The 20,213-nt window shown below is 73.4% G+C and carries 20 protein-coding genes; 8 read left to right on the top strand and 12 right to left on the bottom strand.

Annotated elements, in window-relative coordinates:
• The first annotated feature begins 53 nt into the window (after nt 1-53).
• A complete protein-coding gene (locus tag ACSP97_RS11335) occupies nt 54-1,037 on the top strand; it encodes a small ribosomal subunit Rsm22 family protein (protein ID WP_440557349.1) in 984 nt (327 codons plus the stop codon).
• A gap of 201 nt (nt 1,038-1,238) precedes the next feature.
• Nucleotides 1,239-1,973 carry a bifunctional DNA primase/polymerase gene (locus tag ACSP97_RS11330; protein ID WP_355144168.1) on the top strand — a complete coding sequence of 245 codons (735 nt, stop codon included), beginning with the start codon at nt 1,239-1,241 and terminating at the stop codon, nt 1,971-1,973.
• Nucleotides 1,974-1,988: 15 nt separating this feature from the next.
• On the opposite strand, the gene ACSP97_RS11325 is transcribed toward ACSP97_RS11330, so the two are convergent.
• The 5 genes from ACSP97_RS11325 to efeO form a co-directional block, all read right to left on the bottom strand.
• Nucleotides 1,989-2,666: a TetR/AcrR family transcriptional regulator gene (locus ACSP97_RS11325; RefSeq protein ID WP_440557347.1), complete on the bottom strand. Its 678-nt coding sequence runs from the start codon at nt 2,664-2,666 to the stop codon at nt 1,989-1,991.
• Between the two features lie 114 nt (nt 2,667-2,780).
• A complete protein-coding gene (locus tag ACSP97_RS11320; RefSeq protein ID WP_355323652.1) occupies nt 2,781-3,773 on the bottom strand; it encodes a hypothetical protein in 993 nt (330 codons plus the stop codon).
• Nucleotides 3,727-4,605, bottom strand: a complete 879-nt coding sequence (efeU, locus tag ACSP97_RS11315; protein WP_355144162.1) for an iron uptake transporter permease EfeU — start codon at nt 4,603-4,605, stop codon at nt 3,727-3,729. The genes ACSP97_RS11320 and efeU overlap by 47 nt, the downstream gene beginning before the upstream one ends.
• A 2-nt stretch (nt 4,606-4,607) precedes the next feature.
• Nucleotides 4,608-5,855, bottom strand: coding sequence for an iron uptake transporter deferrochelatase/peroxidase subunit (efeB, locus tag ACSP97_RS11310; RefSeq protein ID WP_355144160.1), 1,248 nt, complete (start codon nt 5,853-5,855; stop codon nt 4,608-4,610).
• Complete coding sequence (efeO, locus tag ACSP97_RS11305) at nt 5,852-7,003, bottom strand: iron uptake system protein EfeO (protein WP_358675230.1); 1,152 nt, start codon at nt 7,001-7,003, stop codon at nt 5,852-5,854. The genes efeB and efeO overlap by 4 nt, the downstream gene beginning before the upstream one ends.
• 206 nt (nt 7,004-7,209) lie before the next feature.
• Here efeO and ACSP97_RS11300 point away from each other — a divergent pair, with 206 nt between their 5' ends.
• Nucleotides 7,210-7,854 (top strand): PhzF family phenazine biosynthesis protein, encoded by a 645-nt coding sequence (locus ACSP97_RS11300; protein ID WP_355144156.1) that lies wholly within the window; start codon nt 7,210-7,212, stop codon nt 7,852-7,854.
• Between the two features lie 250 nt (nt 7,855-8,104).
• Here ACSP97_RS11300 and ACSP97_RS11295 read toward each other — a convergent pair whose 3' ends face one another.
• Entirely contained in the window at nt 8,105-8,752 is a 648-nt protein-coding gene (locus tag ACSP97_RS11295) for a heme oxygenase (biliverdin-producing) (protein ID WP_355528485.1), read from the bottom strand.
• Between the two features lie 159 nt (nt 8,753-8,911).
• The gene (gene map, locus ACSP97_RS11290; RefSeq protein ID WP_355144152.1) at nt 8,912-9,769 is read right to left on the bottom strand and encodes a type I methionyl aminopeptidase; all 858 of its coding nucleotides are present in this window, start codon (nt 9,767-9,769) and stop codon (nt 8,912-8,914) included.
• A gap of 59 nt (nt 9,770-9,828) precedes the next feature.
• On the opposite strand from map, the gene ACSP97_RS11285 reads away from it, so the two are divergent.
• The gene (locus tag ACSP97_RS11285) at nt 9,829-10,059 is read left to right on the top strand and encodes a hypothetical protein (RefSeq protein ID WP_355144150.1); all 231 of its coding nucleotides are present in this window, start codon (nt 9,829-9,831) and stop codon (nt 10,057-10,059) included.
• On the opposite strand, the gene ACSP97_RS11280 is transcribed toward ACSP97_RS11285, so the two are convergent.
• Entirely contained in the window at nt 10,060-11,337 is a 1,278-nt protein-coding gene (locus ACSP97_RS11280; RefSeq protein WP_440557344.1) for an MFS transporter, read from the bottom strand.
• A gap of 116 nt (nt 11,338-11,453) precedes the next feature.
• On the opposite strand from ACSP97_RS11280, the gene npdG reads away from it, so the two are divergent.
• Nucleotides 11,454-12,158 (top strand): NADPH-dependent F420 reductase, encoded by a 705-nt coding sequence (gene npdG, locus ACSP97_RS11275; RefSeq protein ID WP_355144146.1) that lies wholly within the window; start codon nt 11,454-11,456, stop codon nt 12,156-12,158.
• Between the two features lie 49 nt (nt 12,159-12,207).
• Complete coding sequence (locus ACSP97_RS11270) at nt 12,208-12,447, top strand: hypothetical protein (RefSeq protein ID WP_180331348.1); 240 nt, start codon at nt 12,208-12,210, stop codon at nt 12,445-12,447.
• Here the strand turns inward: ACSP97_RS11270 and ACSP97_RS11265 are convergent.
• Nucleotides 12,437-13,237 (bottom strand): site-2 protease family protein, encoded by an 801-nt coding sequence (locus ACSP97_RS11265; RefSeq protein ID WP_355144144.1) that lies wholly within the window; start codon nt 13,235-13,237, stop codon nt 12,437-12,439. The two genes, ACSP97_RS11270 and ACSP97_RS11265, sit on opposite strands and share 11 nt — an antisense overlap.
• Before the next feature lie 103 nt (nt 13,238-13,340).
• On the opposite strand from ACSP97_RS11265, the gene ACSP97_RS11260 reads away from it, so the two are divergent.
• Entirely contained in the window at nt 13,341-13,787 is a 447-nt protein-coding gene (locus tag ACSP97_RS11260; protein ID WP_440557341.1) for a DUF6578 domain-containing protein, read from the top strand.
• A gap of 34 nt (nt 13,788-13,821) precedes the next feature.
• On the top strand, nt 13,822-17,265 hold the full coding sequence (locus ACSP97_RS11255; protein ID WP_440557339.1) for an AfsR/SARP family transcriptional regulator: 3,444 nt from the start codon (nt 13,822-13,824) through the stop codon (nt 17,263-17,265).
• A gap of 13 nt (nt 17,266-17,278) precedes the next feature.
• On the opposite strand, the gene ACSP97_RS11250 is transcribed toward ACSP97_RS11255, so the two are convergent.
• From ACSP97_RS11250 to panB, 3 genes are all read right to left on the bottom strand, one after another.
• Nucleotides 17,279-18,100, bottom strand: coding sequence for an ABC transporter permease (locus tag ACSP97_RS11250; protein WP_355323637.1), 822 nt, complete (start codon nt 18,098-18,100; stop codon nt 17,279-17,281).
• Nucleotides 18,097-19,122: an ATP-binding cassette domain-containing protein gene (locus tag ACSP97_RS11245; RefSeq protein ID WP_355144136.1), complete on the bottom strand. Its 1,026-nt coding sequence runs from the start codon at nt 19,120-19,122 to the stop codon at nt 18,097-18,099. The genes ACSP97_RS11250 and ACSP97_RS11245 overlap by 4 nt, the downstream gene beginning before the upstream one ends.
• A 166-nt stretch (nt 19,123-19,288) precedes the next feature.
• A complete protein-coding gene (panB, locus tag ACSP97_RS11240; protein WP_355144134.1) occupies nt 19,289-20,155 on the bottom strand; it encodes a 3-methyl-2-oxobutanoate hydroxymethyltransferase in 867 nt (288 codons plus the stop codon).
• Nucleotides 20,156-20,213 lie beyond the last annotated feature (58 nt).

Here is a 20,213-nt window from a genome sequence, read left to right as displayed (position 1 = left end):
GTGAGCAGGTCGCGGCGGACCGGCGCGCACGGCGGGCGCCATAGAATCACCGGGTGAACGACCCCGTACAACCGGCCGAAGCCCTGCGCAGGAGTCTCGCCGAGCTGCTCGACGGGCTGCCGCCTACCCAGGCCGCGGGCGCCGTCGACCGGCTGATCGCGACCTACCGCGGCGACACCCCGACGCACGCGCCGATCCTCCGCGACCGCGCCGACGTCGCCGCCTACGCCGCCTACCGGATGCCGGCCACCTTCGAGGCGGTGCGCTCGGCCCTCGCGGCGTTCGCGGACGCGGTGCCCGGCTGGGCGCCCGGCAGCCATGTGGACGTCGGTGGCGGCACCGGGGCGGCCACCTGGGCGGTGACCGACATCTGGGCCGGCGAGCGGCCCGTGACGGTGCTCGACTGGGCCGAGCCCGCGCTCGCCCTCGGCCGGGAGCTGGCCGCCGCCAACCCGGCCCTCGCTGGTGCCCGCTGGCAGCGCGCCCGCATCGGAGCGGGGCTCGAACTGGAGCCGGTGGACCTGCTCACCGTGTCGTACGTGCTCAACGAGCTGACCGAGGCCGACCGCGCGGCGCTCGTCGACGCCGCCGCGGACGCCGCGCGGTCCGTCGTGATCGTGGAGGCCGGTACGCCCGCCGGGTACGCACGGGTCATCGAGGCCCGCGACCGGCTGGTCCGGGCCGGGTTCCGGGTCGCCGCGCCCTGCCCGCACAGCGCCGCGTGCCCGATCGTGCCCGGCAGCGACTGGTGCCACTTCGCCGCGCGGGTCGGCCGCTCCTCCCTGCACCGGCGGGTCAAGGGCGGCTCGCTGGCGTACGAGGACGAGAAGTTCTCCTACGTCGCCGCGACCCGGCTGCCGGCCGAGCCCGCCGACGCCCGGGTGGTACGGCGGCCCCAGATCCGCAAGGGCCAGGTGCTGCTGGACCTGTGCGAGCGGGACGAGGCCCTGCGCCGCACCACGGTCACCAAGCGCCACGGCGACCTGTACCGGGCGGCGCGGGACACGGACTGGGGCGCGGCCTGGCCTCCGCGGTGACCCTCCCGGCCGGGCGCCCCGCAGGCGCGGCGGGCGGCGGCGCACTTCCGTCCCGGGGGTGTGCGCCGGCGCGTCCGGGCCGTCACCCGGTGTGAGGTACGTCTCGCCGGAATCCCTCCCGTATCCGCCTGCGGCCCCCCGAAGGGCACGAAGGTGGGACCATGAGGCATGCTGTCCGCACACAGCGAGGCGAGGGGATAGATGAGCGGGACGTTCGGCGGCCGGAGCGGCCGGCAGGGCAAACTCTCCCAGTGGCTGCGTGGACGCCGCCCGAAGGAGGCCGCCGACGACGGCGGCCGTGAGGCCCTGCTGCTCGCCGCCGCCGGCGCGGGACTGCCGCTGGCGCCCGCCGCGCACCCCGCGCCCGGCTACGGGTGCTCCTGCGACCGCGTGGGCTGTCCCACGCCGGCCCGGCACCCGGTGTCGTTCGCCTGGCAGACCCAGTCCACGACGGATCGCGCCCAGGTCGAGCGGTGGGCCCGGCACCAGCCGGAGGCCAATTTCATCACCGCCACCGGTATGGTCCACGACGTCCTGGACGTACCGCTCGAAGCCGGGCGGGAGGCGCTGGAGCGGCTGCTCGCGGAGGGCGTCGAGGTCGGTCCGGTGGCCGAGAGCGACGACGGCCGGATGCTGTTCTTCACCCTCACCCGGGGCACCCCCGAGGACGAGGACGAGTGGTGGCCCTGCGAACTGGACTGCCACCCCGAGACGATGGCCGAGCACCCGGGGCTGCGCTGGCACTGCCGGGGCTCCTACGTCCTCGTCCCCCCGGCCCGCCTCCCCGGCGACGACCAGGGGGTCCGCTGGGTACGCGGCCCCGAGCACCCGCTCCCCGAGCCGCTGACCCTGCTGGAGGCGCTCACCGACGCCTGCGCCCGCCACGCCGGCGACGGCTCCCCGCACCTGGACCCGGCCTGGCCGCTGCGCCACTGAGCCCCTGGGGAGTCGTCACCGCGCTGCCGCGCGTGCCAGCGTGCCCGCTGCCAGGGTGGCCAGCACCTCCCGCAGGGCGGGAGTGAACTCCAGGCGCAGTTCGGCCAGGGAAGGGTCGGCGTCGTAGGCGTCGAGCATGGCGGCGGACGGGCGGGCATGTGTCCATACCGTGCCGGCCATCATGACGAGCTGGGCGCAGAACGCCACCGCGCCGTCGCTCAGTTCGGGGAGCCGGCGGCGCACCAGTGCGGCCATGGCACCGACGTTGCCGATCGCCGTCCGCTTCCAGCGGCCGGCCACTTCGGCGGAGACGTTGCGCTCCAGCACACCCGCCTGGGCGCTGAAGAGGTCGCACAGGACCCGGCGCCCCTCCAGCGATCGGGCGAGGACGTCGGCGAGCCGGTCACCGCGCTCCTCGACGGGAGCGCCCGGGTCGATCTCGGCGGCAAGCAACGCGGGCAGATCGTCCAACCACTGCTTCCACGCACGGTCCAGCAATTCCAGCAGGATGGCCTCGCGCGACTCGAAGTAGCGCAGCACGTTGGACTTGGCCAGCCCGACACGTCGACTCAGCTCGTTGAGACTGACCTCGCCGACCGGCATCTCGTCGAGCATCGCGGCCGTGGTGTCAAGGATCGCCCGTCTCCGCAGCTCACGCTGCTCCTCGCTGCGAGCGCGCTGGAACGTCGACATCCCTCCATGCTACAGACCTTCGGTCTTTTGGTATCAGACCAGCGGTGCCTTGGATTCCCCGAGATCCGTCCCGCACCGCTCGATGAATCCACTCCCGCGAAGGGAAACGGTGTCCTACTCCCCCTTGGCGGCGGTGAGCCCCTGCACTCGTCCCAGCATCGAGATCTTCCCCTTGCCCGCCGGGTCGAGGGCCACCTCGTTGGCTATCGACTCCAAGGTCAGCGACTGGTGGATGTCGCCGGTGGTCAGGGCCTGGACCGCCTTGCTCGGAGCGGGGACCGAGGTGCCCGCGGCGGCCGTCTGCTTCTCGTAGTGGTGGGTGGTGAAGAAGACCAGCGCGCCGCCGTCGGCCGTGCGCAGGGCGAGAGGGGCGTAGTCGCCGCGGGTCAGGGGCTGGTCGATGTACTGGCGGACCAGGCCCGGCTTGCGCGCCATGTTCGTGCGGTAGGCGCGCAGCGTGCTCGTGTTCGGCCCGTCGGCGAAGCCGTCGCCGCCCTTCTTCAGGTAGGAGACGTAGGCGCGGCTCAACTCGGCCGGTGCGGCGGCCAGTCCGGCCGATTCGGCCGGGACCGCCTCCGCCCAGCCGTCCTCGTCCTTCTTGAACTCCGGTACGTCGCGCGGCGCGACGAGCGTCAGGTACGCCACCCGCCAGCGCTCGCCCAGGTCCGCCCGGGTGAACACCAGCAGCCAGCGGTAGTCGCCCCCCTTGTTGCCGCGCGCGTCCGCCACGAACCAGCGGGGCCAGCCGGCCTTCTTGGGGATGGTGATCTTCACGTCCGTCAGCTTCAGCGGGACGTGACTCGCGTTGCCCGACGGGCTGTTGATGTGCCCCGCCTTCAGCCGGGCACCGTCGATGTCGGCGAGCGGGCCGGTGACGTAGGGCGCGTCGAGGGAGCGGTCGTACGCCTTGTCGGCCTTGTTGTAGGCGTCGGTGAAGGCGGCCACCGCCTTCGTCGCCTCGGCCCGGGTGGCACCGGGCAGCACCTCGCGCTCCCCGTGCACCACCACGCACCCGCTCGCCGTGAAGGACATCGCGGCCAGCGTGGCCGCCGTCAGTGCGTCACGGCCGCGCAGGCGAAGCCGTCGAGGACTGCGTTCCCTGGTCATCGGGCTCCTTCACCTTCCCCTTCCCGGAGGCGAACCCTACCGGGGCGAGGAACACCGTGAGCACCGGGACCAGGTACAGCGCCCACACCGTGACCTGGACGACCGTCGGGTCCGGCTGGAAGTTGAACACGCCCTTGAGGAGCGTGCCGTACCAGCTGTCCGGCGCGATGGTGCCGCTGATGTCGAAGGCCAGGTGGTTGAGGCCGGGGATCCAGTCGGCCTCCTGGAGGTCGTGCACGCCGTAGGCCAGTACGCCCGCCGCGACCACGACCAGCATGCCGCCGGTCCAGGTGAAGAACTTCGCCAGGTTGATCCGCAGCGCGCCCCGGTAGAACAGCCAGCCCAGCAGGACGGCCGTGGCGATGCCGAGGGCGACGCCGATCAGCGGGCGCGGGGTGCCGTCGCCGGCCGCGTGCACCGAGGCCCACACGAACAGCGCGGTCTCCAGTCCTTCCCGGCCGACCGCGAGGAACGCCGTGGCCACCAGCGCGCCGGTGCCCATGGCGAGCGCCGCGTCCAGCTTGCCGTGCAGCTCCGACTTCAGGTGCCGGGCGGTGCGCCGCATCCAGAACACCATCCAGGTCACCAGGCCCACGGCGATGATCGACAGGGAACCGCCCAGCGCCTCCTGCGCCTGGAACGTCAGCTCCTGCGAGCCGAATTCGAGCGCGCAGCCGAAGCCCATCGCCAGCGCGATCGCGATGCCGATGCCGGTCCAGACCGGCCGCAGGGCGTCCCGGCGGCCGGTCTTGACCAGGTACGCGATCAGGATGCAGACGACGAGCGACGCCTCCAGCCCCTCCCGCAGGCCGATCAGGTAGTTGGAGAACACGGCTACGCCTCCTTCGAGAACAGCGAACGGCCCCACCAGTCGGCGGCGTCCCGGACCCCGGGCGGGATCGCGAAGACCGCCGAACCCACGTGCTGGATGTACTCGTTCAGCGCGTCGTGCGCCGCCAGCCTGCGCTGCAACGGGATGAACCCCTCGCGCACGTCGCGCTGGTAGGCCAGGAAGAACAGGCCCGCGTCGAGACGGCCGAGGCCGTCGGTGCCGTCGGTGAAGGAGTAGCCGCGGCGCAGGATGGTGATCCCGCCGTTGGCGTCCGGGTGCGCGAGGCGCACGTGCGCGGTGGGCTTCATCGCCTTCAGGAACGGCTCGTCGTGCTCGCCCGCCTTGCCGACCGGCGCGCCCTCGCGTTTGTCCCGCCCGAACACGTCCTCCTGCTCCTGGAGCGAGGTGCGGTCCCAGGTCTCGATGTTCATCCGGATGCGGCGGGCGACCAGGTAGGACCCGCCGGTCATCCAGTCCGGGCCGTCCCCTTCGCCGACCCACACGAACTTCTTCAGCCGGTCGGTCTCGGTGCCCGCGATGTTGCGGGTGCCGTCCTTGAAGCCGAACAGGTTGCGCGGGGTCTGCGCGTCCGGGGTGGTGGAGGAGGTCTTGCCGAAGCCGAGCTGGGACCAGCGCACGGCGACCTTGCCGAAGCCGATCCGGGCCAGGTTGCGGATCGCGTGCACGGCGACCTGCGGGTCGTCCGCGCAGGCCTGGATGCACAGGTCGCCGCCGGTGCGGGCCTTGTCCAGGTTGTCCCCGGGGAAGTGGGGCAGGTCGGCCAGGGCGGCGGGCCGCTGCTCGCGCAGCCCGAACCGGTCGAAGAGGGACGGCCCGAAGCCGATGGTCAGGGTCAGCCGGGACGGGCTGAGGCCCAGCGCCTCGCCGGTGTCGTCCGGCGGGGCCTCGGCGAGCCCGCCGTAGGCGCCCTCGCCCACCGCCTTGCCCGCGGTCATCCGCCGGGCCGCGGCCGTCCAGTCCTTCAGCAGCTGGACGAACTCCGCGCGGTCCTCGGTCTTCACGTCGAACGCGGCGAAGTGCAGCCGGTCCTGGACGGGGGTGGCGATACCGGCCTGGTGGGCGCCGTGGAACTCCACCGCGCCGTCCGTCCCGGCCGCCCGCGCGGTGCCGGAGCCGGCGTTGGTCAGCGCCACCGCTCCCCCGGCGGCCACGGCCCCGAGCGCGATCCCGGCTCCGCCCCAGCCGATCAGCGCCCGGCGCGAGGGCCTGGTCTCCTGAGCCTCGGTCATCGGTCCCGCTCCTGCTTCACGACCGCGGCGGCGAGCTTGGACAGCGGCTCGGCGAGCGCGTTCACCGCGTCCGACAGCTCCTTGCGCTGCTCGCCGGTGACCTTGTCGTAGGAGACGAAGTCGTACGAGGTCTTGTCCGCGCGGTACTTGTCCAGCACGCCGTCGAGCGCGGCGAACTGCTTGTCCAGCTCCTTGACGAGCGCCGGGTCGTTCTGCACGGCGACCGGCTTGAGCAGCTGGTACGCCTTCTGCGCGCCCTCGACGTTGCCCTTGAAGTCGACCAGGTCGGTGTGCGCGTAGCGGTCCTCCTCGCCGGTGACCTTGCCGGTGGCGACCTCGTCCAGCAGCTCCTTGGCGCCGTTGGCCATGGAGGTCGGGGTGATCTCGGCGGTGCCGACCCGCTTCTGCCAGTCCGTCAGGTCGGTCACCAGCTGCCCGGCGAGGGTCTTCTCCTCGGCGCCGATCTTCTTGTCGGCCCACAGGGCCTTCTCCAGCCGGTGCCAGCCGGTCCACTTCTGGCCCTTCTCCAGGCCGTCGGCGCGGGTGTCCGTCTTGGGGTCGATGTCACCGAAGGACTCGGCGACCGGCTCGGTGCGCTCCCAGCCGAGGCGGGAGGGGGCGTAGGCCTTCTTCGCGGCGTCGAGGTCGCCCGCCTTGATGGCGTCGGCGAACTTCCGGGCGAGCGGCACGGTGGCGTCGGCCTGGTCCTGCGCGTACTGCCGGTACTCGGCGACGGCCTTGTCCAGCCGGGGGTCGCGCTTCGCCGCCGCGGAGCCGCCGGTGACGGTGAGCGGCTGCCGGACGCCGTGGCCCTTCATGCCGGGGCGGCAGGCGATCTCGTACGAGCCCGCCTTCACCTCGGCGGTCAGCGTGTACTTGGTGCCCGGGCCGATGTTCTCCTTCTCGGAGACGATCCGGTCGTCCGGGAAGAGGATCTCCACCTCGGTGGCCTTCGAGCCCTTGTTCTCTATCCTCAGCGTGACCTGACCCGCGGGAACCGACTTCGCGGAGGTGTCGCAGGTGGAGTCCGCGGCGGTGACCTGGACCGCCTCGCCGTCCTCGGCCTCGCTCTTGGCGGTGCAGGCCGACAGGGCGGTCAGTGCCGCCGCGGTGGCGGCGGCGACGACGGTCAGACGGACGGCACGCATGCGGACTCCCTGCGATCCAGTTTGGTGAGGCTGCCCTAACTTACCTGAGCCTTACTCTTCTCATACCCTTGGGGACGCGTGATCCGGATCTCACGCAGGGGAGGCGCCAAGCGGAGCGGCGGCGGCCCGTACGCGTTCCCGGCCCCTCGTCGGCGGCGTCCCCGTCTGGGACGCGCTCGCCGCGCGGGCGGTGTTTCAATGCCCGGGTGACTGACTACGACGTACTGCGCGTCTTCTGCGGCCCGACCGGCGGCTACGGCAACGAGCTGGGTGTCGTCCGCGACGGCTCCGCGCTGCCCGAGCGCGCCGACCGGCAGGCGCTCGCCGCCAAACTCGGCTTCAGTGAGACCGTGTTCGTGGACGACCCCGAGCGCGGAGTGATCGACATCTACACGCCCTCCGTGCGGCTGCCGTTCGCCGGGTACCCCTGCGTCGGCACCGCCTGGCTGCTGGACGTCCCCGAACTGGTCGTCCCCGCCGGGGTGGTGGGCGCCCGGCAGGACGGCGAGTTCTGCTGGGTCGAGGCCCGCCCGGAGTGGCCCGAGCCGCGCACCCTGCGCCAGTACGCCACCCCCGCCGAGGTCGACGCGCTCGACGTGCCGCCGCCCGGCGAGTGGGTGTACGCCTGGGCCTGGGAGGACGAGGCCGCGGGCCGGGTGCGCGCCCGCGCCTTCCCCGGCCGGGGCGACGGCATCGAGGAGGACGAGGCGACGGGCGCGGCCGCGCTCCAGCTCACCGCCAGGCTGGGCCGCGCCCTCAACATCACCCAGGGCAAGGGCTCCCAGCTGCTCACCGCACCCCAGCCCGAGGGCTGGGTGGAGGTCGGCGGCCGGGTCTTCCTCGAACGCTGAACGCTGAACGCTGAACGCCGGACGCCGGGAGCCGGGGGTCCGACGCCGGACGCCGATCACCGGGCAACGCCGAGCGTCGATCGCCGGGCCCTGAGTGCCGGGCGCCGGACGCCGGTTCCCGGACCCTGAACGCCGGACGCCGGGCCCCGGACGCCGGGCCCTGAACACCAACCGCCGGGCCCCGAACCCCGGCCCCTGGACGCCGGACGCCGGGCCCCGAACGCCGAGCGCGAGCGCCGTGCGCCCGGCGTCAGGCGCTCAGCCGGAACTCCTCGCCCAGCGCCCCGAACACCGCGGTGTTCAGGGCGAACGCCCGCCCGCACTCCCCGGCCACCCGCTGCTTCTCCAGGTCGTCCATCGCGATCGCGTCCAGCAGCTCCCGGTAACTCCGTTTGAACGCGGCCGGGTTGGCGATCTCCTCGAAGACGTAGAACCGCACCCCGTCGCCCTTCCGGTCGAAGCCCCAGGTCCGCTCCGCGCGGTCCCGGATGACCTGGCCGCCGGAGAGGTCGCCGAGGTAGCGGGTGTAGTGGTGGGCGACGTAACCGCCCGGCCACCGCTCGGCGCACTCGCGTATCCGCTCCGCGTACGCCCGCGTCTCGGGCAGCGGGTCGAGCCCCGCCCGCCACCGCGGCCCGCGCAGATGCGCCAGGTCCCGCTCCAGCGCGGTCAGCCGGTGCAGCTCCGGCCGGATGAAGGGCCCCGCCACCGGATCCGCCGCCAGCCGCCCGGCCGCGCCCTCCAGCGCCGCGTAGACGAACCACAGCTGCTCCGTGTAGCGCGTGTACGCGTCCACCCCCAGCCGGCCGCCGAGCAGGTCGCTCATGAAGGTCGAGGTCTCCGCCGCCGCGTGCTGCTCGTGGGTGGCGGTGCGGATCAGCGTCGAGAACGACTCCATGGGGCACTCCTCGGTTTGCCGACGTGGTGTCGGTAAGTTTACCGACAGTGTGTCGGAAAGACATCAGGGGAGTGCGACGGGCATGCGGAAAGGGCCCGCCCCCGGGTCGGGGGGCGGGCCCTTCTCGCGCCGGTACGACGCCTGCGGCGTCCACGGCGTCTACGGCAGGGTCAGGATGTCCGCGCCGTCGTCGGTCACCACCAGCGTGTGCTCGAACTGCGCGGTCCGCTTGCGGTCCTTGGTCACCACCGTCCAGCCGTCCTCCCACAGGTCGTACTCGTGGGTGCCCAGCGTCAGCATCGGCTCGATGGTGAAGGTCATGCCGGGGCGCATCACGGTGGTGGCGTGCGGGCTGTCGTAGTGCGGGACGATCAGCCCGGAGTGGAACGAGGTGCTGATGCCGTGCCCGGTGAAGTCCCGGACCACGCCGTAGCCGAAGCGCTTGGCGTACGACTCGATGACGCGGCCGATGATGTTGATCTGCCGGCCCGGCTTGACCGCCCTGATCGCGCGGTCGAGGGCCTCGCGGGTGCGCTCGACCAGCAGCCGCGACTCCTCGTCCACGTCCCCGACCAGGTAGGTGGCGTTGTTGTCGCCGTGCACCCCGCCGATGTACGCGGTCACGTCCAGGTTGACGATGTCGCCGTCCCTGAGCACGGTCGAGTCCGGGATGCCGTGGCAGATGACCTCGTTGACCGACGTGCACAGCGACTTCGGGAAGCCGCGGTAGCCCAGCGTGGACGGGTAGGCGCCGTGGTCGCACATGTACTCGTGGGCGACCTTGTCCAGCTGGTCCGTGGTGACGCCGGGCGCGATGATCTTCGCGGCCTCCTCCATCGCCCGCGCGGCGATGCGGCCGGCGATCCGCATCGCCTCGACGGTCTCCGGGGTCTGCACCTCCGGCCCGGTGTACGGCGCCGGCGCGGGCTTGCCGACGTACTCGGGGCGACGGATGTTGCCCGGGACGGAACGGATGGGGGACTGTTCCCCCGGTACGAGCAGCGACTGGCCAGACATGCCGGCGAGTCTATCGAGCGCACATGGGGGAACATGTCGTTGGCGAGAGGAGCTGATCCATGGCCCTGTTCAAGAAGCGCACCGCGGGCAAGCCGGGTGAGTGGTACTACTGCCTGGAGCACAAGAAGGTCGAGGAGGGCCCGGACTGCCCGGGCAAGGACCGCTTCGGGCCGTACGCCTCGCCGCAGGAGGCCCAGCGGGCGATGGAACTCGCCGCCGAGCGCAACCTCCAGTGGGAGAACGACCCCCGCTGGCACGACGCGTCCAGGACGGACGCCGACGAGGACTGATCACGCCTCCCCGGGCACGGGCGCGGCCCGCCGCTCCCGCATCCGCACCGCGTGGACGTTCGTCCGCGCGTCGTACCTCATGAGTCCCGGCAGGCACAGCGCGAGCAGGCCCACCGCGCCCGCGCAGGCCAGCCCGCCGGAGACGACGGAGGCGCGCAGCCCGGTCAGGGCGGCGAGGCCGCCCGCGCGGCCTCGGCCCAGCTGGGGCCCCACCGAGTAGGACAACAGTTCGATCCCGGCGAGCCGGCCGCGCAGCTCGTCGGGGATCGTCTGGTTCCACATGGCGGACCGGAAGATGCCGCTGACCATGTCGAAGGCGCCGCCGACGGCCAGCAGGAGCAGCACCAGCCAGACGTTCCGGGCCAGTCCCGCCCCCGCGACCGCGAGGCCGAAACCGGCCGCCGACAGCACCACCATCAGACCGTGCCGGCGCACCCGCGAGGCCCAGCCGCTGGTCAGGCTCACCAGCAGGGAGCCCGCCGGGATGCTCGCGTACATCAGCCCGAGCGACCAGGCCGCGCCCAGGTCGTCGGCGAGGAACGGCAGCACCGCGAGCGGCATGGCCAGCGACATCGCCGCGAGGTCCACGACGTAGGTGCCCAGCAGCTCCTTGCGGCTCCACGCGTACCGGGCGCCCTCCGCGACGGCCCGCAGCGACGGCTTCGCGGCCTCGTGGGCGGCGGGGGAGGCGGCGATCGGCACGATGTACGCCAGCGAGACCGCGAAGGTCAGCAGGTCGGCGGCGTACGCCCAGCCGAGGCCCGCGTAGGCCACGACCACCCCGGCGAGCGCCGGACCCGCCACCCCGCCGACCGTCCAGCGCAGTGAGTTCAGCGAGGCCGCGGCGGGCATGTCCGCATGGGCGACGATCCGCGGCCACAGCGAGTCCAGGGCCGGGCGCTGCACGGCGCCGAGGGCGGAGGACAGGGCGGCGACCGCGTACAGCGGCCAGATCGCGGGGCCCGGCAGCAGGGCGTTGAGCAGTAGCGCCGCGCTGAGCAGGCCCTGGCCGGCCTCCGTCCACAGGATCAGGCGCCGTTTGTCCAGCGCGTCGGCGAGCGCGCCGCCGTACAGCCCGCACACGATCAGCGGCAGCAGCTCGACGGCGCCGATGGCGCCCACGGCGGCGGTGGACCCGGTGAGGTCCTTCATCTGGACGGGCAGTGCCACGAAGGTGAGGAAGCTGCCGAAATTGCTGATCAGCCCGGACTTCCACAGCCGCCGGAAGTCCGCGGAGGCCTTCCAGGGGGAGAGGTCGGGGAGCAGGGCGGAGGTCACCCGGGCATGCTCGGGCGGCGGCGGTGCGGCGGCAACTCCTTTTCCGCTCCCGGCCGTCCGCGCCCCCGCCTCCCGCCCCGGCCGCCCGCCCGCACCCGGCGACGTAGAGTCGCACCATGACCACTAGCGACAGCGCACAGAAGGCCCCCGCCAAGGACCCCTGGGACCTGCCCGACGTCTCCGGACACGTCGTCGGCGTGCTCGGCGGCACCGGGCCGCAGGGCAAGGGACTCGCCTACCGGCTCGCCAGGGCCGGGCAGAAGGTGATCATCGGCTCCCGGTCCGCCGACCGCGCCCGGTCCGCCGCCGAGGAACTCGGGCACGGCGTCGAGGGCGCCGACAACGCCGAGGCCGCGCGCCGCAGCGACATCGTGATCGTCGCCGTGCCGTGGGAGGGCCACGGCGACACGCTGAAGTCGCTCGCGGGCGAGCTGGCCGGCAAGCTCGTCGTGGACTGCGTCAACCCGCTCGGCTTCGACAAGAAGGGCGCCTACGCGCTCAAGCCCGAGGAGGGCAGCGCCGCCGAGCAGGCCGCCGCGCTGCTCCCCGACTCCCGGGTCACCGCCGCCTTCCACCACCTGTCGGCCGTGCTGCTCCAGGACCCGGAGATCGAGCGGATCGACACCGACGTCATGGTGCTCGGCGAGCAGCGCGCCGACGTGGAGATCGTGCAGGCGCTCGCCGGGCGCATTCCCGGCATGCGGGGCGTCTTCGCGGGCCGGTTGCGAGGCGCCCATCAAGTCGAGTCACTGGTCGCCAACCTGATCTCGGTCAACCGCCGCTACAAGGCGCACGCGGGGCTCCGGCTCACCGACGTGTGACCTTCGTCCGGCGAGCCCGGGCCGACCTTCCTATGGGCCGCGCCCGGCCATGGGGGACACTGTTCGCCGTAGCAGTGTCCCCCGACAGGAGCCACCCGTCATGCCCCGCATCGCCCTCTACACCCTCGTCGTCTGCGTGCTCTCCGTGGCCGCGGCCGTCGTCTCCTTCGTCCAGGGCAGCTGGCTGGGGATCGTGTGGGTGCTGCTCGCGGGCCTGTCGTCCAACATGACGTGGTACTACGTCAAGCGGGCCCGCGCCGCCGCGCAGGACGGGCCGGTCACGGGCTGAACGTGCACACCTCGGGGGTGCCGTTCCAGAACCGGTACAGCCAGTAGCCGCAGTCGGAGAACGCGGTGTCCACGCCCAGCCCGCGCAGGATCGTGTCGATCAGCGAGAAGAACGCGGTGTTCAGCGACGGCACCCACAGCAGCGCGAACACGAACAGCAGCCCGAACGGCGCGAACGGCTCCACCTGCCGCTTCACCCGGTACGACAGCCAGGGCTCCAGCACGCCGTAGCCGTCCAGACCCGGCACCGGCAGGAAGTTCAGCAGCGCCGCCGTCACCTGGAGCAGCGCTAGGAACGCCAGCGCGTACCGGAAGTCGCGCGGCACGCCGTCCAGCGCGTGCAGCCAGAACGGGGCGGTGCACACGGCGGCGAACAGCGCGTTCGTCAGCGGGCCCGCCGCCGAGATCAGACTCAGCCGCGCGCGGCCGCGGACGCGGGACCGCTCGATGAACACCGCGCCGCCCGGCAGCCCGATCCCGCCCATGATCACGAACAGCACCGGCAGGACGACGCTCAGCAGCGCGTGCGTGTACTTCAGCGGGTTCAGCGTCAGATAGCCCTTGGCGCCGACGGTGATGTCGCCGCTGTGCAGGGCGGTGCGCGCGTGCGCGTACTCGTGCAGGCACAGCGAGAGGATCCAGGCGGCGGTCACGAACAGGAACACCGCGACGCCCGGCCGCGCCGCGTAGCCGGTCCAGGTGGCCCAGCCGGCCACCGCCGTCACGGCCAGGATCCCGACGAACACCGGACTGATCCTCCGGTCGCCGGGTCGGATGGTGGCGGTGGTCATGGGCGGCTCCTGCTGCTGCGACGGGCGGACGGGTCCGGGAAGATCCCGGCGGACACGGGGAAAACGTCTCGCCCGCGCCGTCCGGTTCCTGGACAGTGGACGAATGCCACGGAAGAGGGTGTTCTACGAGGACTGGCAGCTGGAGTGCTGCGGCACGCCGTTCGCGGTGGGCGACGAGGTGACCTGGACACTGGTCGCCTGCGCCGGGACGGACCGCCGGTACGGCGCCGAGGCATGGGTGGAGAACCACGGCGGGACCGGCGGGCGGACCGCGGGGCGGGTCCGGGAGATCGAGCTGGTGCACCAGGAGTACACCTGCCGTCCCGCCGCCGTCGAGCCCCCGGGGCCCGGGCGGGGGCTCGTCCTGCGCGCCGCGGGCCGCGGGCCGGAACCGGTGCCCGGCTCCGTGACCCGGGAACCCGTCGACCGCTGCCCGGGGTCCTTCCAGGAGCGCGACCTCGGCACGGCGGACGGCCGAAGCCGCATCCGTCGTACCGTTGGCGTCCTCGTCACCCTCGACCCCGACGGGGCGACCGGCCCCGGCCGGTGACCGCCCCCTGACCGCTTCCCGAGCCTCGGAGACAATGAACCCCGTGCGTTACCGCCTCCTCGGCCCCACCCAGGCGCTCCGCCCCGACGGCACGGCCGTTCCGGTCGGCGGGGCGCGGCTGCGTGCGCTGCTCAGCGTGCTGGCGCTGCGGGCCGGGCGGACCGTGCCGGCGGGTGTGCTGGTGGACGAGGTGTGGGGCGCGGACCCGCCCGCCGACGCCGCCGGGGCGCTCCAGGCGCTGGTGGGCCGGCTGCGCCGGGCGCTCGGCGCGGACGCCGTCGCCTCCGCCGAGGGCGGCTACCGGCTCGCCGCCGCCGCGGAGGACGTCGACCTCACCCGCTTCGACCGGCTCACCGGCGACGGCCTCGCCGCCCTGGCCGAGGGCGACGCTCCCAAGGCGGCCGCCCTCCTGGACGACGCCCTCGCGCTGTGGCACGGCCCGGCCCTCGCCGACCTGCCCGACCACACCGCCGAGGCCGCCCGCTGGGAGACCCGCCGCCTCGACGCCCGGCGCGCCCGGCTCACCGCCGCCCTCGCCCTCGGCCAGGCGGAGACGGCCCTGCCCGAGCTGACCGCCCTGTGCGACGCCCACCCGCTGGACGAGCCGCTCCAGGCACTGCGCCTGCGCGCCCTGCGCGACCTCGGCCGCCCGGCCCAGGCACTCGCCGCCTACGAGGACGTCCGCCGGCTGATCGCCGACCGCCTGGGCTCCGACCCAGGCCCCGAACTGCGCGCCCTGCACGCCCGGTTGCTGGGCCCGGACGACGGCGACGGACGAACCCCCGGCCCACCGCGGACCGGCCGCTCCGGCCGGGCCACGGACGACGACCGGGGCCGCGGGAGCGACCGGGACGGTGCGGACGGCCGGTACGGCGAGAGCGCCCCCGATGGTGAGGGCGACGGCGGCCGGGACGGGCACGGTGGTCCCGGCGAACCGAGTGGCCGGGGCGGCCGGGCCGGCGGGTCCGGGCAGGGGAACATTCCCGCCCGGCTTACCTCCTTCGTCGGCCGGGAGGCCGATCTCGCGGCGATCGGGGCCGACCTCGAAACCGCCCGCCTGGTCACCCTGCTCGGGCCCGGCGGCGCCGGGAAGACCCGGTTGTCCCAGGAGGCCGCCGAGGCGGTACGGGACTTTGTGCGCGACGGGGTCTGGCTGGCCGAACTCGCCCCCGTGGACGACCCGGACGCCGTGCCGCAGGCCGTGCTCACCGCCATCGGCGCCCGTGAGACCGTGCTGCACGGCGCCGGCGCCGAGGGCATGCGCGCCGTGGTCGACGGGCACGACCCGCTGGACCGGCTGGTGGAGCACTGCGCCCGGCGCCGGATGCTGATCGTCCTCGACAACTGCGAGCACGTCGTCGACGCCGCCGCCCGGCTGGCCGAGCGGCTGCTGGCCCGCTGCCCGGGGCTGACCGTCCTCGCCACCAGCCGCGAACCCCTCGGCGTGCCGGGGGAGTTGGTGCGGCCGGTGGAGCCGCTGCCCGAGCCCGTCGCGCTCCGGCTGTTCGCCGAGCGGGGCGCCGCGGCCCGGCCCGGCTTCCGCGTCGAGGACGACCCCGAGGCCTGCGCCGAGATCTGCCGCCGACTGGACGGACTGCCGCTCGCCATCGAACTGGCCGCCGCCCGGCTGCGGATGCTGTCGCCGAGGCAGATCGCGGACCGCCTCGACGACCGGTTCCGGCTGCTCACCTCCGGCAGCCGCACCGTGCTGCCCCGCCAGCAGACCCTGCGGGCCGTCGTGGACTGGTCCTGGGACCTGCTGGACGCCGACGAACGCGACGTCCTCGCCCGGCTGTCCGTCTTCGCGGGCGGCTGCGACCTGGCCGCCGCCGAGGCCGTGTGCGGGCCCGTCGCCCTGGAAGCCGTCGGTTCCCTGGTCGACAAGTCCCTGGTGGTGGCCGCCCCCTCGGCCGACGGCACGATGCGCTACCGGCTGCTGGAGACCGTCGCCGAGTACGCCGCCGAACGGCTCGCCGAGGCCGGCCGGCGCACCGAGGCGGAGCGCGCCCATCTGACGTACTACCGCGAACTGGCCCGCACCACCGACCCGTTGCTGCGCGGCCCGGAGCAGCGCGCCGCCATCGCCCGGATCCAGCTGGAGTACGAGAACCTGCGCACCGCCCTCAGACACGCCGTCGCCGCGCGCGACGAGCAGGAGGCGCTGTGCCTGGTGCTGTCCCTGGTGTGGTTCTGGCAGATGCGCGACCAGCGGATCGAGGCCCGCACCTGGTGCCGCGAGGTCATGACACTCGGCCCGGACCCGTTCACCGAGCCGGTGCGCCGCGCCGAGCCGGTGTGGCAGCGCTGCACCGACACCCCGCCGCCGTACACCGGGGAACTGCTCCACGAGGCGCGGCGCGGTCTCCACCTCGCCCACATGGCCTGCATGGACACCGAGTTGGACGCCTGGCAGAGCCCCGAGGCGCTGGCCAAGCTGCGCAGCGTCGCGCAGGTCTACGAGGCGGGGATGCCGCAGACCTGCCGGGCGCCCGGCATGGTGTGGTTCTTCGCGGTGATGCTCACCGGCGGGGCCGAGCGGATGCGGACGATCGTCGACGCCAATGTACGGACCTGCCGGGAGACCCCCGGCTTCGAGTGGGAACTGGCCGGTGCCCTCCAGTGGCGGGCCAACCTCCTGGCCAATCGTTCCGCCTGGGCGGGTGACGCCACCCGCGACGCGGACGAGGCGCTCGCCCTGTACCGCCGTCTCGGCGACGACTGGGGCACCGCCGAGGCCTTGTCCGCGCGCGGCGAGGCCCGGGAGCGTAAGGGCGCCTACCGGGAGGCCGCCGTCGACTACCGGGCCGCCATCGAACACGCCGAACGGCTCGGCGCCCGTGCCCAGACCGCCGTGCTCAGCGCCCGCCTCGGCAGCGTGCTCATGGAGTCGGGCGAGCTGGAGGAGGGCGAGCGGCTGCTGCGGGAGGTCGTCGCGAGCCAGGAGAACACGCACAGCGAGGCCATGCCCGCCGCCCGGCTCTTCCTCGCCTGCTGGCTCGGCCTGACCGGGCGGACCGCCGAGGCCCGGGAGCAACTCAGGCTGCTGCGCGAGGAGTTCAGGGTCGCCAACTTCGTCGTCTTCGATGCCGTGATCCTCTGCCAGGAGGCCCTGCTGGACGCGCTGGACGGCCGTGAGGAAGAGGCCCTGGGCCGGGTCCGCACGGCGATCCGGCACGCCGGGGACCCGCTCGCCGAGGCCGTCATCCCGCAGCTGCCCTCCATCGCCCTCACCGCCGGCGCCATGGCGCTGGCCCGGGCCGCCCGGGCCGCCCGCGGCGCCCGCGCCGCCGACGCCGCCCGCGCGCTGGCCGCCGCCGACGCCCTGCTGCCGGACGGGCACATCCTGTCCGGCATGGAACAGCGGGCCCGCGCCATGGCCGAGGACCGCATCCGTCAGGCGCTGGACGAGCGGGCCTACCGGTCGGCCTACGCCGAGGGGGGTGGCCTCTCCCTCGCGGAGGCCACCGCCCTGCTCTGAGCCACGGCGGACGTCAGCTCTTCGTACGGAACTTGTGGATCGCGACCGGCGCCATCACCGCGGTGATCGCCACCGCCCAGCCCACGGTCACCCACAGGTCGTGCGCCACCGGGCCGCCCACCATCAGGCCGCGGGCCGCGTCGGCGAGCGTGGACAGCGGGTTGTAGTCGGTGAAGGCCCGGAGCCAGCCCGGCATCGACGCGGTGGGCGCGAAGATCGAGGAGCCGAACTGGAGCGGGAACAGCACCAGGAAGCCCACGCCCTGCACGGACTGCGCGCTCTTCAGGATCACGCCGAGGGTGAGGAACACCCACATGATCGAGGAGGCGAACAGCGCCGACAGGCCCACGGTCGCGAACAGTCCGGGCCAGTTGGTGATGTGGAAGCCGACCAGCACGGCGACGACCATCAGCACGGCGGTCGCGAACAGCATCCGCCCCAGCTCCACCGCGATCTTCGCGAAGAGCACCGAGCCGCGCCCGATCGGCAGCGACCGGAACCGGTCCATCACCCCGCTGTTGAAGTCCTGGCTGAAGCCGGTGCCGACGCCCTGGGACAGGGTCATGCTCATCATCGCCAGCATGCCCGGGATGACGTACTGGACGTACCGCTCCTGGCCGCCGCCGAGCGCCTGCCCGATGGAGCCGCCGAAGACGTACACGAACAGCAGGGTGAAGACGATCGGCATCAGCAGGGCGTCGAACATCGACTCCGGGTCCTGCCGGATCCACAGCAGGTTGCGGCGGATGAGCGCGCCGGTGTGCCGCAGGTGCCCGCGCAGCGGGATGCGGACGTCGGCGGCGGCCGGTGTGGCGTTGGTGGTGACGGCGCTCATACGGCGGCCTCCTGACGGGCGTCGGCGGGCGTGGTGTCCTGCGGGGCACCGGCGCGGTGGCCGGTGAGGGACAGGAACACCTCGTCCAGGCTGGGCAGTTCGGTGGTGATGGAGGAGAGGGTGATGCCGCGCGCGGTGACCGCGCCGACCACGGCCGTCAGCTGCTCGTCGCTGAGGATCGGGACGAGCAGGGTGCCGGACTCGTTGTCCACGGTGGTGGTGGCGAGGCCGGTGATGCCCAGCTCGTCCAGCATCGTGGCGAGCGGGCCCAGCTCCAGCGGGTCCACCGGGCGCACGCGCAGCGTACGGCCGCCGACGCGGGCCTTCAGCTCCTCGATGCCGCCGGTCGCGATCACCTTGCCGCGGTCCACGACGGTCAGCTCCGAGGCGAGCTGTTCGGCCTCCTCCATGTACTGGGTGGTGAGCAGCACGGTGACGCCGTCGCCGACCATGGCCTGCACTTCGTCCCAGACCTCGTTGCGGGTGCGGGGGTCGAGGCCGGTGGTCGGCTCGTCCAGGTACAGCACCGCGGGGCGGCCGATCATGGAGGCGGCGAGGTCGAGGCGGCGGCGCATGCCGCCGGAGTACGTGCTCGCCGGGCGCTTGGCGGCCTCCGTGAGGGAGAACCGCTCCAGCAGCTCGTCGGCGCGGGCGCGGGCGTCCTTGCGGGACAGGTCGAGCAGCCGGCCGATCATGTACAGGTTCTCCCAGCCGGGGAGCTTCTCGTCGACCGAGGCGTACTGCCCGGTGAGGCCTATGACCTTGCGCAGCTGCCGGGGCTGGCGCACGACGTCGTAGCCGGCCACGGTCGCCTGGCCGGCGTCCGGGGTGATCAGGGTGGACAGGATGCGTACGAGGGTGGTCTTGCCGGCGCCGTTCGGGCCCAGCACGCCCATCACGGTGCCCTCGCGCACGTCCAGGTCGACGCCGTCCAGCGCCTTGGTCTCGCCGTAGTGCTTGACCAGCCCCCGCACGCTCACGGCGTTCCGTCCGCCGCCGGGGTTCTCATCGATTCGCGTCATGGGGACGACCATGTCAGCCCCCGCCGACAAACCGCCGACAGCGGGCCGACAGCCCACCGACAGCCCGCCGGTGCCGGTCCCGGCGGGGGCGGCGGACACGGGACAGCCCCGCCGACGGGGGAAGATCGACGGGGCTGCCGGTGGTGCCGTGATGGCTAGGGCCTCTCTAGTGGACGGAGTGCTCCTCCAGCGGGAACGTTCCGCCGACGACGTCCTCCGCGAAGGACTTCGCCGCGGATCCCATGACCTCGCGCAGGTTCGCGTACTTCTTGACGAACTTCGGCACCCGGCCGGACGTGAGCCCCAGCATGTCCGTCCACACCAGGACCTGCGCGTCCGTCTCGGGACCGGCGCCGATGCCGACCGTGGGGATGTGCAGCGTCCGGGTCACCTCGGCCGCCAGCTCGGCCGGCACCAGCTCCAGGACCACCGCGAACGCCCCCGCGTCCTGCACGGCCTTGGCGTCGCGCAGCAGCTGCGCCGCCGCCTCCTCGCCGCGCCCCTGGACGCGGTAGCCCATCGCGTTGACGGACTGGGGGGTCAGGCCGATGTGCGCCATGACCGGGATGCCGGACTCCACCAGCAGCCGGATCTGCTCGTGCGAGCGCTCGCCGCCCTCCAGCTTGACCGCGCCGACCCCGGCCTCCTTCACCAGCCGGGTCGCCGAGCGCAGCGCCTGCACCGGGCCCTCCTGGTAGGAGCCGAAGGGCAGGTCGGCGACGATCAGGGAGCGGCTGGTGCCCCGGACGACGGCCGCCGACAGCATCGTCATCTCGTCGAGGGTGACGGGCACGGTGGTGTCGTACCCGAGGTGACAGTTGCCCGCCGAGTCGCCGACCAGGAGGACCGGGATGCCGGCCTCGTCGAAGACGGACGCGGTCATCGCGTCGTAGGCGGTGAGCATGGGCCACTTCTCGCCCCGCTCCTTGGCGAGGGTGATGTCGCGGACCGTGATGCGGCGGGTGCCCTTCCCCCCGTACAGCGCCTTGCTGCCGTCGGAGGGCTTGTTCTGGGCAGCCGAAAGCTGCGTCATGGCAACGGCTCCTTCAGGTCATCTCGAAGCGCCCTTACGGCGTCTCCGGATCGAGTCC

Origin of the sequence: Streptomyces sp. SCPE 10 (assembly GCF_051980735.1) — a bacterium.
GTDB classification, from domain to species: Bacteria; Actinomycetota; Actinomycetes; order Streptomycetales; family Streptomycetaceae; genus Streptomyces; species Streptomyces misionensis.
Note: the sequence above shows the minus strand (reverse complement) of the source record. Positions and strands in the feature narration are given on the sequence as shown.

Bases quoted from the DNA above. Each gene is read 5' to 3' on its own strand.
- ACSP97_RS11255 (WP_440557339.1), top strand. From the start codon at position 13,822: ATGAACCCCGTGCGTTACCGCCTCCTCGGCCCCACCCAGGCGCTCCGC.
- panB (WP_355144134.1), bottom strand. From the start codon at position 20,155: ATGACGCAGCTTTCGGCTGCCCAGAACAAGCCCTCCGACGGCAGCAAG.
- efeO (WP_358675230.1), bottom strand. From the start codon at position 7,003: ATGCGTGCCGTCCGTCTGACCGTCGTCGCCGCCGCCACCGCGGCGGCA.
- ACSP97_RS11250 (WP_355323637.1), bottom strand. From the start codon at position 18,100: ATGAGCGCCGTCACCACCAACGCCACACCGGCCGCCGCCGACGTCCGC.
- map (WP_355144152.1), bottom strand. From the start codon at position 9,769: ATGTCTGGCCAGTCGCTGCTCGTACCGGGGGAACAGTCCCCCATCCGT.
- efeB (WP_355144160.1), bottom strand. From the start codon at position 5,855: ATGACCGAGGCTCAGGAGACCAGGCCCTCGCGCCGGGCGCTGATCGGC.
- ACSP97_RS11285 (WP_355144150.1), top strand. From the start codon at position 9,829: ATGGCCCTGTTCAAGAAGCGCACCGCGGGCAAGCCGGGTGAGTGGTAC.
- ACSP97_RS11270 (WP_180331348.1), top strand. From the start codon at position 12,208: ATGGGGGACACTGTTCGCCGTAGCAGTGTCCCCCGACAGGAGCCACCC.
- ACSP97_RS11260 (WP_440557341.1), top strand. From the start codon at position 13,341: ATGCCACGGAAGAGGGTGTTCTACGAGGACTGGCAGCTGGAGTGCTGC.
- ACSP97_RS11330 (WP_355144168.1), top strand. From the start codon at position 1,239: ATGAGCGGGACGTTCGGCGGCCGGAGCGGCCGGCAGGGCAAACTCTCC.
- ACSP97_RS11320 (WP_355323652.1), bottom strand. From the start codon at position 3,773: ATGACCAGGGAACGCAGTCCTCGACGGCTTCGCCTGCGCGGCCGTGAC.
- ACSP97_RS11295 (WP_355528485.1), bottom strand. From the start codon at position 8,752: ATGGAGTCGTTCTCGACGCTGATCCGCACCGCCACCCACGAGCAGCAC.
- npdG (WP_355144146.1), top strand. From the start codon at position 11,454: ATGACCACTAGCGACAGCGCACAGAAGGCCCCCGCCAAGGACCCCTGG.
- ACSP97_RS11265 (WP_355144144.1), bottom strand. From the start codon at position 13,237: ATGACCACCGCCACCATCCGACCCGGCGACCGGAGGATCAGTCCGGTG.
- ACSP97_RS11245 (WP_355144136.1), bottom strand. From the start codon at position 19,122: ATGACGCGAATCGATGAGAACCCCGGCGGCGGACGGAACGCCGTGAGC.
- ACSP97_RS11325 (WP_440557347.1), bottom strand. From the start codon at position 2,666: ATGTCGACGTTCCAGCGCGCTCGCAGCGAGGAGCAGCGTGAGCTGCGG.